Origin of the sequence: Roseibium sp. Sym1 (genome assembly GCF_027359675.1) — a bacterium.
Lineage (GTDB): Bacteria > Pseudomonadota > Alphaproteobacteria > Rhizobiales > Stappiaceae > Roseibium.
Map to the genome: position 1 here is coordinate 5,895,372 of NZ_CP114786.1, position 13,288 is coordinate 5,908,659.

At 60.0% G+C, this 13,288-nt stretch carries 13 protein-coding genes; 5 read left to right on the forward strand and 8 right to left on the reverse strand.

Annotated features, from left to right (window positions below):
- Positions 1-58 precede the first annotated feature (58 nt).
- The 6 genes from O6760_RS27300 to phnC form a co-directional block, all read right to left on the reverse strand.
- Positions 59-1,231, reverse strand: coding sequence for a lytic murein transglycosylase (locus O6760_RS27300; protein WP_442969941.1), 1,173 nt, complete (start codon positions 1,229-1,231; stop codon positions 59-61).
- Between the two features lie 188 nt (positions 1,232-1,419).
- Complete coding sequence (locus tag O6760_RS27305) at positions 1,420-2,910, reverse strand: serine/threonine protein kinase (RefSeq protein ID WP_269582804.1); 1,491 nt, start codon at positions 2,908-2,910, stop codon at positions 1,420-1,422.
- Positions 2,911-3,047: 137 nt separating this feature from the next.
- Positions 3,048-4,385, reverse strand: coding sequence for a phosphonate ABC transporter, permease protein PhnE (phnE, locus tag O6760_RS27310; protein WP_269582805.1), 1,338 nt, complete (start codon positions 4,383-4,385; stop codon positions 3,048-3,050).
- A gap of 11 nt (positions 4,386-4,396) precedes the next feature.
- Positions 4,397-5,245, reverse strand: coding sequence for a phosphonate ABC transporter, permease protein PhnE (gene phnE / locus O6760_RS27315; protein ID WP_269582806.1), 849 nt, complete (start codon positions 5,243-5,245; stop codon positions 4,397-4,399).
- A 74-nt stretch (positions 5,246-5,319) separates the two neighbouring features.
- On the reverse strand, positions 5,320-6,237 hold the full coding sequence (gene phnD / locus O6760_RS27320) for a phosphonate ABC transporter substrate-binding protein (RefSeq protein WP_269582807.1): 918 nt from the start codon (positions 6,235-6,237) through the stop codon (positions 5,320-5,322).
- Positions 6,238-6,295: 58 nt separating this feature from the next.
- Entirely contained in the window at positions 6,296-7,129 is an 834-nt protein-coding gene (gene phnC, locus O6760_RS27325) for a phosphonate ABC transporter ATP-binding protein (RefSeq protein WP_269582808.1), read from the reverse strand.
- A gap of 394 nt (positions 7,130-7,523) precedes the next feature.
- Here phnC and O6760_RS27330 point away from each other — a divergent pair, with 394 nt between their 5' ends.
- The 4 genes from O6760_RS27330 (at position 7,524) to O6760_RS27345 (ending at position 10,076) form a co-directional block, all read left to right on the forward strand.
- The gene (locus O6760_RS27330) at positions 7,524-8,150 is read left to right on the forward strand and encodes a chloramphenicol acetyltransferase (RefSeq protein ID WP_269582809.1); all 627 of its coding nucleotides are present in this window, start codon (positions 7,524-7,526) and stop codon (positions 8,148-8,150) included.
- A 188-nt stretch (positions 8,151-8,338) separates the two neighbouring features.
- The gene (locus tag O6760_RS27335) at positions 8,339-8,905 is read left to right on the forward strand and encodes a helix-turn-helix domain-containing protein (RefSeq protein ID WP_269582810.1); all 567 of its coding nucleotides are present in this window, start codon (positions 8,339-8,341) and stop codon (positions 8,903-8,905) included.
- Positions 8,906-8,954: 49 nt separating this feature from the next.
- Positions 8,955-9,575 (forward strand): HD domain-containing protein, encoded by a 621-nt coding sequence (locus tag O6760_RS27340; protein WP_269582811.1) that lies wholly within the window; start codon positions 8,955-8,957, stop codon positions 9,573-9,575.
- Between the two features lie 135 nt (positions 9,576-9,710).
- Positions 9,711-10,076, forward strand: coding sequence for an STAS/SEC14 domain-containing protein (locus tag O6760_RS27345; RefSeq protein WP_269582812.1), 366 nt, complete (start codon positions 9,711-9,713; stop codon positions 10,074-10,076).
- 221 nt (positions 10,077-10,297) lie between these two features.
- Here O6760_RS27345 and O6760_RS27350 read toward each other — a convergent pair whose 3' ends face one another.
- Positions 10,298-11,086 (reverse strand): class II glutamine amidotransferase, encoded by a 789-nt coding sequence (locus tag O6760_RS27350; protein WP_269582813.1) that lies wholly within the window; start codon positions 11,084-11,086, stop codon positions 10,298-10,300.
- An 11-nt stretch (positions 11,087-11,097) separates the two neighbouring features.
- Entirely contained in the window at positions 11,098-12,564 is a 1,467-nt protein-coding gene (locus tag O6760_RS27355) for an aminotransferase class V-fold PLP-dependent enzyme (protein WP_269582814.1), read from the reverse strand.
- 105 nt (positions 12,565-12,669) lie between these two features.
- Here O6760_RS27355 and O6760_RS27360 point away from each other — a divergent pair, with 105 nt between their 5' ends.
- Positions 12,670-13,131, forward strand: coding sequence for an Lrp/AsnC family transcriptional regulator (locus tag O6760_RS27360; RefSeq protein WP_269582815.1), 462 nt, complete (start codon positions 12,670-12,672; stop codon positions 13,129-13,131).
- Positions 13,132-13,288 lie beyond the last annotated feature (157 nt).

Sequence of the window (13,288 nt, forward strand, 5' to 3'; positions counted from 1 at the left end):
TTGAGAGAGCCGCTCTCGTGCAGACCGGCGAGGCGTCATCGGACGCCTGAGGGTTCGCTCACTTGCCGCCAAGCGCCGTATAGACGTTCCAGGACGGCCGCCCGGTAACAGGCAGGCCGTATTTGGCCTCCGCCTTGCGAATGCCGGCACGTGTTGCCGGCCCGACCTTGCCGTCGGGTTCGCCGACATCGAAACCGTTCCTGTTCAGAAGCTTCTGCAGCTCCAGACGCTGGGCGCGGGACAGGCCCGGGTTGCTGGTCGGCCAGGGCGTCTTGAACGGTTCACGGCCGGCGACCAGCTCCGACAGAAGGGCAATCGCGAGCCCGTAGGACGTCGAGGCGTTGTAGGAGCGGAGCGCGCGGAAGTTCCGGGTCACAAGAAAGGCCGGACCGTTGGCACCTGCCGGCCGGATCAGCGCGGCTTCCAGTTTTCCGGACAGACCACCGCCACCAACCCTTTTCAGGCCGCGCTTCGACCAGGTCGACAGGGAGGCGTATGTCTTGCGGCCCGATGGGCCCGAATAGCCATTCGGCACCGTGACCTCGTAGCCCCAGGGGCGGCTGTCGCGCCAGCCGGCATTCTTCAGGAAATTTGCTGTCGACGCGAGCGCATCGGGCACCGAGTTCACGAGATCCTTGCGGCCGTCGCCGTCAAAATCGACCGCGAGACTGTTGTAGGTGCTCGGCATGAACTGGGTCTGGCCGAAGGCCCCGGCCCAGGATCCGACAAAATCCTTCGCCGGAACATCTCCGCGAGAGGCGATCTGCAGGGTCTTGATCAGTTCGCCGCGGAAGTATTTCTGGCGCCTCTTGCCGGCGCAGGCCAGATTGGCCAGGGCATGAGGCGTATAAAAATCACCGCGGAAATTGCCGTAGTCGCTTTCGATGCCCCAGACCGCCAGAACCACGTGCCGGTTGACACCATAGCGCTTTTCGATCGAGGCAAGCGTGCGGCTGTGCTGGTTGAGATTTTTCTTGCCGTCCTGGATCCGCTGCGGGTCGACCAGGAAGGCCATGTAGTCCCAGATCTCGGTCTTGTGTTCCGGTTGCGAGGTGGAGAAGCGGATGACCTTTTCATCGTAGGAGGCCTTGCCCAGCATCTGTTCGGCGATTTCCGGACGTACACCGGCCGCGATCGCCTGTTTCTTGAGAGAGGCGACGCAACTCTCGATGGCGTATGCTGCGCTCGTCGAGACCAGTCCGACCAGACCTGTTGCGACCAGACTTCCCAGAAGACGTTTCAAGACCCGCTGAGGCAAAGCCCCCTCCTCCAGCAATGAATCACTGATCCGACGCTGCCACGATAGCGCGACGGAAATACGGCAAGAAATAGTAAAATAGATTTTTAGGAAGTCTCTTTATTGCAATCGCTGTGCCCAGTGAACGGAGTTAAAAAATCGCTCCACCAAAAAGTTGCGCTTTATTTGTAGATTCTGCACTCGACATTCCGATAAGAAAATTTCAAATCCTCACAAACATCCCAGAAATCTTGATCATCAAAAAAAGACCCACGTATAAAAAACTTTCCATCTTTTTCTATTAAACTTAAATCTCTTACGGATGCTCCACTCTCACTATTTTGAATTTTGTAAATAAACGAGTTCGCGGATCTATTTGTTCCAAATGGACCAAATGTTCCACCTTTCCAAGGCGATACCCACTCAAAATACACCAATGCCGCTAACATGATCGACATGACTACCAAAACCGTGGCACCCCAAACATTCCAAAAATAGACCTTCACCACATTTGGAATTACTTTCTTGGCCAAATAGTCATTTCTTTCCTTCAAACCCGATTCAACAACAACTCCAAACTCCCTAGGCTTTTGCCCTCCCAAACTGAAATCAGATTTTCCAATTTCTGCTGGAATATTAAGTTCTTGTTGATTTGAAACGCTCTTTACAGGTTCCACTACATCGGGCTTATCTCTTTGCATTTCGTGCACCAAGCGGTCGAGCTCTGAAGACAGAACCTGCTCATGCAAAATACTTTTGCCCTGTTTGTCAGACAGTTCACTAATCAAAGTGGCTTCAAGAGACTCTTCTAGTCCCGTTTGATTGCTGACCTGTACCGGCATTCTTTCAAAAAGTCGCCAATTCATCACGTCAGACATGCTCTGCAGACGATCATTCGGATCAGGTTGAAGCATAGCTGAAAGCAGTGCCTGAAACCTCTCGTCGAGCTGCCCTAAATCCGGAACCTTCTTGCGTTTTTCAACAAGGTCAACATGAGTGCCTCCCATGTCTATTCTTTTACCGCTCAAAGCATGCGCAATAACAAGCCCGAGAGAATAGACATCGGTACGTGCTGTCACTTGACCGTCGAAAAGACCAATCTGCTCCGGTGAGGCATAAAGCTCTTTTCCGGCAAACCCGCTGCCGATCACGGTTGTTCCGTGCGCATCGGAACGGGCTATCCCGAAATCTATGATTTTGGCCTTCGTCACTTCCCCGCCGGGGAGAAGAATGTTGTCCGGTGAAATGTCCCTATGAACGATGCCCATTTGATGGGCCGCGTCCAATCCCGAAGCCAGTCTGCGCAGCAACTCGTAGGCAATGTCAGGTCGTAGCGCACCCTCATTCAATTTTTCGGCAAGGGACGGGCCGTCTATGTATTCCATCGCGAGATAGTGCACCCCGAGGTCGGGTTCTCGCGCAAAAACATACGAACGGGTCAGCGCATCATGTCTCAGATCTCGAAGAATGAGTGCTTCGCGGCGGAAAAGTTTCAGAAACACCGGATCTGAAGAGAAAACGGGATGCAGAACTTTTATCGCGACCGGCCCCAGAGTTTCCAGGTCATGCGCCCTGTACACCATGCCGACCCCGCCCTGGGCGATGGGAGCATCTATCTCGTAATAGCCGTTCAGCCGAGCGCCGATACGCAGGCCGGTTTCAAAAACCTTCATCCGAGAAGCCCCCAACTCGGAACATATGTTTGCAATCCATAACTAGGAATTCGAGTTCATCGATTGCAAGCTAACGCATTAGGCCTCGAAGAAAAAGAAGGTTGTACTCTGACCGTTTTGCTTATCTGAGCTGATCACTACCTCCCTTCGATCAGCTTGCGCCGCAACCACCCGGATGCCTGGTCCATCGCGATCACCACGACGATTGTCAGGATGATGATGTAGCTGGTGTTTTCCCAGTCGCGGGAGGTCTTCATGGTTTCCACCAGCATCAGGCCGATCCCTCCGGCGCCGAGCGCGCCGATGACCGTGGCCGAGCGGGTGTTGGATTCCAGATAGTAGAGCACCTGGGAGACGAAGACCGGCAGGATCTGCGGGATCACCCCGAAGCGGTAACGCTGGATCTGGCTGGCTCCGGTCGCCCGAACCCCTTCGACCTGCCTGTTGTCGATGTTCTCCAGGGCCTCGGAGAACAGCTTGCCGAGCGAACCGGTGTCGGTGAAGGCAATGGCGAGCGCGCCGGTCAACGGACCGAGGCCGAAGGCCCGGATGAAGATCAGCGACCAGATCAGCATGTCGATGCCGCGCAGGAAATCGAACAGGCGGCGGGTGCCGAAACGCAGGATCATCGAGGGCGTGAAGTTGCGCGCCGCCAGGAAGGCCAGCGGCAGTCCGAAGATCGCGGCCGTCAGCGTTCCCAGGACCGCCATCATGATGGTTTCGAGCAGCGCAACAAAGACTTCGCCGTGCTGCCAGTCCGGATTGTCCAGGAACTCGTGCAGGACAAACGACATGTTGGACTGTTCCGGGTCGATCCGCTCGTTCGACAGAGCCAGCGCCCAGAGCTGGCTGAAGGGCATGCCGTGGAGTTCTGAGGTGAACGGGAACCAGAAGTTCTCCCAGCCGCCGAAATAGTTGTGCACCTCGATCTTGGTCCGGGTCACCTGGACGCGCCGGTCGAGCGTCGGGCGGGCGTCGAATTTCTTCGGATCGTCCTTGAGCCAGTCCGGCACGGGACCCGGCGGCAGCTCCGAGTTAACGCCGCTGTTGGTCGCGGTGACCCTGACCAGTCCATAGTCCGGAATGTCGAATTCCATGACCTTGCCGGTGATCGACACCGTATATCCCTTGCCGAGATCGACGAACGCATCGGTGCCATCGACCTCGACCCAATCCGGCAGATCCTCGGTGTCGTATGTCGCCCGGCGCTCGCCTTCGATGGCCACTTCCATGATGTCGCGCCGCAGGAGCTTGGTGACATGGACCTTGTAGGCGACAGAATCGGTTGCCAGGATCGCCGCCCGCTCCGGCTGCGCCTTGGCCAGCAAGTCCGGAACGCCAAAGGCAAACCAGGTATAGACGAGATAGGCCAGAACGGCGCAGGGCACGCCGACGGTCACCCAGGCGCGGCGGCGGACATTCCTGAAGACCGAGTTGCGGTCGAAGGCGGGTTGATTGAGCGTGTCGATAGCCATGTCGCAAGTCCTCAATGAGCCCGGCCGGCGCCGACAAGCTTGCCGCGCAGGTAGGACGACGCCTGGTCGATGAGCATGATGGTGACAAACAGCAGCACGAAGATCGCGGCGGTCTCGTCACCGGCGCCCTTGCCCCAGCCGATGGTCCGCCTCAGTTCCTGGCCGATACCGCCCGCACCGACAAAGCCGAGAATGGCCGAGGCGCGCACGTTGATCTCCAGACGCAGCAGGAAATAGCTCAGGTAATTCGGGGCGACCTGCGGCATGACCGCGTAGCGAATGCGCTGCAACCAGCTGGCACCGCAGGCGGACAGGCCCTCGATCGGCTTGCGGTCGATATTCTCGTTGACCTCGGAGAACAGCTTGCCCAGCGCGCCTGCCGTGTGAAAGGCGACGGCAATCATCGCCGGAACGGGGCTGGAGCCGAGCACGAAGATCAGGAACAGCGCGATGATCAGTTCCGGAAAGGCGCGCATGATGTCCATCATCCGGCGCACCACCGGGATGAGTGGTCCCCAGCTGTCGACATTGCGGGTCGAGGCCATCGCCAGGACAACGGCCATGGCGCCACCAAGCAATGTGGCCACGCCGGCAATGTTCAGGGTCTCCAGCATGGCCGGGACAAACTTGATGATCAGGGCAAAAAAAGCGGGCCCTGCTTCCCAGGCTTCGATGACGATTTCGCCGGGATAATCAAAGAACTTGGACAGGCCCTGCAAGAAGCCGCCGGAATTCATCGCGTTCGATTTCGAGTATCCGGAAACCAGCACGGCAACGACAAGCAGCAACCCGATGAGGGAATAGAGCTGACGTCGTTTGCGCAGAGTCAGGATTTCCTGTTCGAGAGCGGCAACGGCCATTACCAGGGTCCTTTGAGGTGTCCTCAGAAAACGCGGGCCGAAAACCGGCCCGCGTTCGGGTTCAAGCGAACCGCTCAGTTCTTGTTCTTGGCCTTACGGGCTTCGATGATGTTCACGTACGCTTCGTGGGTGATCGGCATGAAACCCTTGGTCTCACCGGCCGCGATGTTGTAGGCGCAGTCCGGGTCGATCGAGTTCATGGACGCGATCAGACCGGTCATCTTGACCTTGACGTCTTCCGGCAGCTTCTTGGACAGGACGATCGGGCCTTCCGGGATCACCGGGGACCGCCAGATCTGCTGCAGTTCGGTCATGTCGACGAGACCGGCGTCGGAGGCCTTGCGCAGAGCGCCGGAGTTGTAGCCGTCTTCCCACTCGCCGAGGCCGTCAGCCCAGGTCACGCCGGCGTCAATGTCACCGTTGGACACGGCAACGATGGTCTGCTCGTGACCGCCGGTGAAGACGACATCGCCGAAATACTCACCCTTTTCCATGGAGTAGCCTTCCTGCGGGATGGCGATGGACGGGATCAGGTAGCCGGACGTGGAGTTCGGGTCGCCGAAGCCGAAGACCTTGCCCTTCATGTCTTCCAGGGAGTTGATCTCGCTGTCGACGCGCGAAAAGCCGATGGAATAGTAACCGTAACCGCCGTCAACATTGACCTTGACGAGAACCGGATCAACAGCTTCCGGGTCGGTCAGGTAGACTTTCGCGTAGCCGGAAGCGCCCAGCCATGCCAGGTCGAGGTTGCCGCCAAGCAGGCCTTCGATGACGCCGTTATAGTCGGCCGGCGCAAACAGCTTGACCGGAACGCCGAGCAGGTCGGCGGTCTTGGTTTCCAGGCACTCGTAGGCGCGCAGGCGGTCGGAGGCGTTTTCACCGCCCAGGATGCCGATACGGAATTCGGTGATTTCTTCAGCGCCTGCGGAAGAGGCGTTCAGAGCGATCATGCTGACTGCGGCCAGCGCAGCGACTTTGGCAACGATTTTCATGTGGGACACTCCCCGAGAGTTCTCAATCTTGATGACGTTGATAGGGTGTGCAGCCGGATCAGACCGCTGCCGCCGCCGGGGTCATCGCACCGGCGGATTCCTGGGAACCGGTCCTGCCGGCATCGATGGCTGTCGAGGTCGCCGCCTCGTTGAAGGTCTCGTCGGCGCCGTAGATCTCGCGCGCGGCTTCCGTGGTCAGGTCCTCCGGCGCACCGTCAAAGACGATGAAGCCGTCACGCATGCCGATGACCCGGTCGCAATAGCCGCGTGCCGTATCGAGCGTATGCAGGTTGCAGAGGACGATCTTGTTGTCGCGCTCATGGATCTCGCGCAGCGCGTCCATCACGATCTTCGCGTTCATCGGGTCGAGCGAGGCGATCGGTTCATCCGCGAGGATCATGTGCGGATCCTGCATCAGGGCCCGGGCAATGGCGACGCGCTGCTGCTGACCGCCGGAGAGTTCCTCGGCGCGCTTGGGGGCCTCCTGGGCAATACCCAGTCGGTCAAGCGCCTCCAGAGCGGCGTTGACGTCGTCTGCGCTGAAGATGTTGAACAGGCTTTTCAGGGTGCCGTGACCGTTCAGACGGCCGAGCATCACGTTGGTGACGACATCCAGGCGCGGCACCAGATTGAACTGCTGGAACACCATGGCGCAGTCGCGCTGCCAACGGCGCATCATGCCGCCCTTCAGGCCAAGAATGTCCCTGTTTTCGAAGAAGATCTGCCCGGAGGTCGCCGGGGTCAGCCGGTTGATCATTCGCAGCAGAGTCGATTTGCCCGCACCGGACCTGCCGATGATGCCGACCATCTGCGGCCGGTCGATATTAAAACTTACCTTGTTGACCGCGGTCCGAGACCCGAAAGTCTTGGTGACATCCTGAAACTGAATCACGCGCCAGCCCTGTCCGTGTTGGTTTTGTGCTGGGCGACATGAGCCATCGAACGATTACAGGTTGATGACGGAACCTTGACTGAAACGTCAAAGATTTGTGACGGATCAATGACATAGCCGCCTTAGAAACGGGTACGGGCACACAAGAGGCTTCCAATTCCGCAGCGTGCTCAGAAGCTTCCCGTGTTCCAGACAGTCAAACGCGTGTGTTCAAATTCGTTGCACGCCGGTTTTTCGCGCGCAGGAAAAATATGTCCCGGTTTCAATTTTCCGAGCAGACAAAAACCGGAAAAATCTGAAAACAGTCATCACACTGTCATCGAACCGTCACCGGAGCCGTTCTCGACACGGCTAAAACGCGCCTCAGTTCTTCCCTGACACCCATGGAGCCTTCATGTCCGCGCCTACCGAGAAACCGACACTGACCGAATCTCCGAACATTCATCCGGACGCGAGCGTCCTGAATTGCGAACTCGGCGTCTGGACGGAGGTCGGAGCCCAAACGCATATGCGCGAGAGCCGGATGGGCGACTATTCCTATATTGTCCAGGACGGCGACGTGGTCTGGTCGACCATCGGCAAGTTCTGCTCCATTGCCCGCAGGGTCCGTCTCAACCCCGGCAACCACGCCACCTGGCGCGCGTCCCAGCATCACTTCACCTACCGCGCGGCGGCCTATGGCCTCGGCGAGGATGACGGCGACTTCTTCCAGTGGCGCAAGAACGACTGGGTGACCCTAGGCCACGACGTCTGGATCGGTCACAATGTCACCGTGCTCGCCGGTGTGACCATCGGCACCGGCGCCATCGTCGCGGCGGGCGCGGTCGTTTCAAAGGATGTTCCCCCCTATACCGTCGTCGGTGGCGTCGCCGCGAAGCCGATCAAGCGCAGATTCACCGAAGGACAGGAAGACGCCCTGATGGAGATCGCCTGGTGGGACTGGAGCCATGACCAGTTGAAAGAGCGATTGCCGGACTTCCGCAATCTGCCGATCGACGGGTTCATCGAAAAATACCGGTAAGCGAACTTCGTATCCAGCAGAACCAGCCCGACTTCATCCTCCCGGCTCGCGCTGCGCTTGGCCGGGAGGACGAATGGGAGGCTTGAGGAAAATTCTTTTGACCGGATTTCGTCTTCACTCCGGCCTTCGGCTGTTTCCCCTGTTGGTTTCCCAATGCAGTTCACGTCGAAACGCTGTATCCTGAGGCCATGCCGACGGAAACCGCCGTTCTCAATTCCAGTCTCGGCCCGTCCCTGCGCCGGTGGCGGGTGCTCAACCGCGTCAAGCAGGAAGTGCTGGCGCGGGATCTCGGCGTGTCGCAGACGCGGATTTCCAGGTGGGAGAGCGGCCAGGCCAGACCGGAAGGCCGGCATCTGCAGAAGATCACCCAGCTCCTGCGGGCACGGCCCGAGACGGCATCCGACCGGGCGCTGCTCGACCTCGTCACCCGGTCCGGAGCTCCGGTTCATCTGGTCTGCGACCTGACACACAGGCTGCTGGCGATGTCGCCCTCCCGGGCAGCGGAGTGGCGTGCGCCCGTGTCCGAGTTTCTCAACCGGCCCCTGTGGCGCTTTGCTTCGGAAGGGATCCGCTCAACGGAACACCGTCTCGCGGACCATGGCTGGTTCGAGCCGGCAGGACCCGACATCGTCTACCGGACCGAAAGGGTCGACTATCCGGAAATGACGATCCCGGAGAGTCTTATCCGCATTTCCCGACTGCCGCTTTCGGACGGCAGCTTCGCGCGGCTCGTTCGCGAAGAGCCGGCCGCATAAAATATTCGCCTGCTTAGGCGGGCGGTGCGAGGCTGGTAACGTCGGTTCCATGACACAGAGCGACTTCCCCTCCCCGCCCGACACGATCGACCCGGCCAGACTGACCGGTATTCTCGATTTCCTCCAGGCCTGCGAACAACTGAAGGACACGCTCCGCTCGGGGGCAACCCGGAAGGGCCGGCCGGAAAGCACCGCCGAACACAGCTGGCGGCTGGCGCTGATGATCCTGCTGTTCGAACGTGACCTGAAGGGACTGGATGTTCCCAAGCTGCTCAAGCTCAGCCTGGTCCACGATCTCGGCGAAGCCATCTCCGGCGATGTGCCTGCGCCCCACCAGACACCGGGGGACGATCGCGCGGCCCGCGAGCGGCGCGACTTCCAGACCCTGTGCACGCCCTTGCCCCTGGACCTTGCAGCGGAGCTGCTGGCCCTTTTCGATGAATACAACGCTGCGGAAAGCCTCGAAGCGCAGCTTGCCAAGGCTTTCGACAAGCTTGAGACCATGCTGCAGCACCTGCTGATGCCGACACGGGATGCGATTTTCTACGACTTCAATCTGGGCTACGGGCGGGACCGGACGGACTGTTCCCCGCTTACGCGGCAAATCCGCGACAGGGTCGATGTACAGACACGGGACATCCTGATCGGGCTGGAACAGGAAACCGCCTGAGGACCCCCGCGCCCGGGGCAATACGCACTACGCAGTAACCCGGAAGGCAAAGCCATTCCTTGATCCCTGCCCGCTCCTGCTCCTATCCTTGCTCCGGTTGCACTGGCAACTGTGCGCATCGTCGGAGGAACTGCCATGTATACGATCCTGCCGCGCAGCCGGGGACCGGTTCTCGGTGTCGAGATCACCGGGAAGATCGAAATGGATCAGGAAAAGGAACTGATCGCCAAGGCCGAAGACCTGATCGAGGATCACGGCAAGATCAGCGTCCTGGTGGTCATCGGCGAGCATGCCGGTGTTTCCTTCGAAGCTGCCGCCGCGGACATCAAGTGGGTGCTCACCAACATGCAGCACATGAACAAGGTTGCCATTGTGACCGACAGCAAGCTGCTGGCCGCGTTGGTCGCGGTCGACGCCACCTTCGCCAGGATGGTCGGCATCCAGGAAAAGCATTTCGACAAGGCGGACATAGAAACAGCGTGGCACTGGGTGGAGAGTTAGGTCCCGCCGACCCAATCTTATTGTGTCCGCCCGTCTTTGCTACACAATCCACGTCATCCTGAGGAGGACCGCCAGGTCCGTCTCGAAGGATCTGCCACTTGCTCATTTCCGTGCGGCAAATCCTTCGAGACGCCGCAAGCGCGGCTCCTCAGGATGACGCTGAGTTTATTGGCAAAGGCCCTGAAATCTTGGCAAGAAGCAGTCAAACAACGCTTGACGGGTCAGGCCTCGGCGAGTTCCTCGTCGCTCAGGAACGCTGCCTGGTTCACCCTGCCGTCCCGGACCTCGATCATCTGGCCCTGCGGCACTTCCATCCAGCAGCCGCGGGCTCCGTCGAGCGGTTCGGAGACGACCATGACGCCGTCTTCATAGACCCGGTAATAGAGCGAGGGTGCAAAGGCGTCCGAAGCATAGCGAGCGGCGTAAAGCACCGTACCGTCGGACCAGCCGGCGGCGAAGCGCATGTGCGGTGTCGTCCCGGCATAGCGGGACAGGGCCTCGGCCTCGAAGACGGCACGCGCCATGGCCGCGCGCGGATGCTGTTTCAGGCCATAGGCCAGCGCGACGAGAAACAGGCTTTCGCTGTCCGTACCGCCGATCCGGTGCCGGTAGAGATCGTCCGGAATCATGTTGTCGAGCCGCCGCCGCACCCGGTCATAGCCGCCGACCTGGCCGTTATGCATGAAAGTCCAGCGCTCATGGGTGAACGGATGGCAGTTTTCGCGGGTCGTCGCCGTGCCCGTGGAGGCCCGGACATGGGCCAGGAAATGGCCGGAGCGGACATGCCCGGCGATCTGCAACAGGTTCGGATCCGACCAGGCCGGTCGCACGTCCTTGTAGAGACATGGTGTTTCCCGGTCTCCATACCAGGCGACACCAAAACCGTCCGCGTTGACCGCGGTCTTGCAGGACAGCGCGTTGCGGCTCTGGTCGATCAGCGAATGGTCCGGATCGCAGATGAGTTCTTCAAGATATTTCGGAGCCCCGCTCCAGGCTGCCCAGCGGCACATGTGTGTCTTTCCTATGCTGCGTCCGGGACGGCCCTGAAGCGGGCCGTGGACCTGTCGCAGTCATAATAATCCGCGACCGGATAAGGATTCATTGCCAGATCCTCGACGGCAGCGATGACCCTGTCGGCTTTTTCCATGCTCATCAGCACGGAAAAATTGAGCCGGGTCCAGCCGGGTTTCTTCAGTTCCTCACCGGAGAGAATCCCCCGGCGCAGGGTCTCCGATTCTTCCCTGCTGATCTGGAGCAGCCGGTGGGCATAAGGCCCGGCGCAGGCGCAGCCGCCCCTTGCCTGGATCCCGTAAAGATCGGACAGCATGCGGGTGACCAGCTGCTGGTGGATATAGCCGCCGCGCACGAGATCGCGAATGCGGAAGGAAAACACCGGCAAGACGTGGCGGGCATTCGCATTGCCCAGGATCTCGATTGCGGGATTGTCCTGCCAGACGCCGAGCGCCTTGGCGCGCCAGGCGGCATGACGCTCGTCCATCAGCCGCTGTCCGATGGCCTCCTTGACCAGAAAGGCCAGCGCGGCACGGATATCGCCGATGACATTCGGCGTCCCCGCCTCTTCGCGGGCGGCGATGTTGTCGCTGTAGTCATGGTCCCAGGGGGATACGAAACGGACGGTGCCCCCGCCCGGAAAAACCGGCGTAGCCTTCTGCACGGCCGCCTTGCGCAGGATCATGACACCGGAGGCTGCCGGGCCGCCGATGAACTTGTGCGGCGAGACGACAACCGCATCCTTTTGTGCATCGGTACCGGCCATCATGTCGACAGGCAGATAGGGCCCGGAGCCGGCGCAGTCCCAGACGCTGAGCGCGCCGTGGCGCTTGAGCAGCCGGGTGACGGCAACCTCGTCCGTGACGATGCCGGTGACATTGGACATCAGTGAAAACGCACCGACGATCAGCCGTCCCTTGCCGGACGCCTTCAGCACCTTTTCCAGGTGAGCCAGATCCGGTCCGCCCTCCGCGGCTTCCCCGATCTCGACGACTTCGGCGCCGCTTTCCCGCCAGGGCAGGATGTCGGAATGGTGCTCATAGGGGCCGATCACAACGAGCGGGTTTTCACCGCGTACAGCCGCGCCGGAAACACCAAGCAGGTGCACCAGCCGGTTCAGGCCCGCCGTTGCGCCTGCGCCGCAAAAGACGGTGGCAAAACGTGTGTCCGCGCCGCAGATCCGGGCGATCTCGCTGCGTGCCACCTCGCGCATGCGCGTCATGGTACCGCCGCAGAAAGAGGCTTCCGTGTGACTGTTGGCGTAGACCGGCAGCACCTCCTCCAGCACGAAGTCCTCTATCTGGCGCAGGGCGCGTCCGGAGGCGACATAGTCGGCATAGATCAGCTCGCGGTCTCCGAACGGACCGGCGATCGTGGCGCCCTCACCGATCAGACCGGTGCGCAGGCGCGCGATCAGGTCCGGGCCGGAAAGGGCGTTGCGAAAATGGTCGAGGGCCGTGCCCGTTGTGTGGGTCATGTGAAATTCCAGATCCTGTTTGCGTGGATCATACGACCCTTCAGGATTGGTGTTCCTCACCTTCCTTGATTGTCATTACGCTAAATTTGTGTCATTTGATCGAATATGGACAAGAAATTCGATCATATTGATCGCGCACTCTTGCGCGCCCTGCAACGGGATGCCCGCCTGTCGCAACGCGAACTCGCCGACAGGGTCGGGCTGTCGCAGAATGCGTGCTGGCGGCGGTTGAAGGCGCTTTATGAAAGCGGACTGATCGAGGGTCACACGGTGCGGCTCGATCCGGAGCGGCTCGGGCTCGACCTCACCGTTTTCGTGATGATCCGCACGCGCCACCATTCCAAGGACTGGCTGGAAACGTTCCGCGGCGAGGTCCTGGCGATCCCGAACGTGATCGACTTCTACCGGATCGCTGGCGACTACGACTACATGCTGAAAGTCGTCGTGGAGGACATGAACGCTTTCGACAGGGTCTATCAGCGCCTGATCGAGAAGGTCGATCTCGACACGGTCACGTCCTACATGACCATGGAAGCCATCGCGGATGCCCGCGACCTGCCGATATAGCTGCAGGCAGTCCTCTCTCGCAGCAGCAGCGCCAAACAAACGGCGTCATCCTGAGGAGGGCCGGCAGGTCCGTCTCGAAGGATGGGCGGCAAGCACCCAGGCGTGAGGCCCATCCTTCGAGACAGCGCAGTTGCGCTTCCTCAGGATAACGCGGAAT

Bases quoted from the DNA above. Each gene is read 5' to 3' on its own strand.
- O6760_RS27305 (WP_269582804.1), bottom strand. From the start codon at position 2,910: ATGAAGGTTTTTGAAACCGGCCTGCGTATCGGCGCTCGGCTGAACGGC.
- phnE (WP_269582805.1), bottom strand. From the start codon at position 4,385: ATGGCTATCGACACGCTCAATCAACCCGCCTTCGACCGCAACTCGGTC.
- phnE (WP_269582806.1), bottom strand. From the start codon at position 5,245: ATGGCCGTTGCCGCTCTCGAACAGGAAATCCTGACTCTGCGCAAACGA.
- phnD (WP_269582807.1), bottom strand. From the start codon at position 6,237: ATGAAAATCGTTGCCAAAGTCGCTGCGCTGGCCGCAGTCAGCATGATC.
- O6760_RS27330 (WP_269582809.1), top strand. From the start codon at position 7,524: ATGTCCGCGCCTACCGAGAAACCGACACTGACCGAATCTCCGAACATT.
- O6760_RS27335 (WP_269582810.1), top strand. From the start codon at position 8,339: ATGCCGACGGAAACCGCCGTTCTCAATTCCAGTCTCGGCCCGTCCCTG.
- O6760_RS27340 (WP_269582811.1), top strand. From the start codon at position 8,955: ATGACACAGAGCGACTTCCCCTCCCCGCCCGACACGATCGACCCGGCC.
- O6760_RS27345 (WP_269582812.1), top strand. From the start codon at position 9,711: ATGTATACGATCCTGCCGCGCAGCCGGGGACCGGTTCTCGGTGTCGAG.
- O6760_RS27350 (WP_269582813.1), bottom strand. From the start codon at position 11,086: ATGTGCCGCTGGGCAGCCTGGAGCGGGGCTCCGAAATATCTTGAAGAA.
- O6760_RS27355 (WP_269582814.1), bottom strand. From the start codon at position 12,564: ATGACCCACACAACGGGCACGGCCCTCGACCATTTTCGCAACGCCCTT.
- O6760_RS27360 (WP_269582815.1), top strand. From the start codon at position 12,670: ATGGACAAGAAATTCGATCATATTGATCGCGCACTCTTGCGCGCCCTG.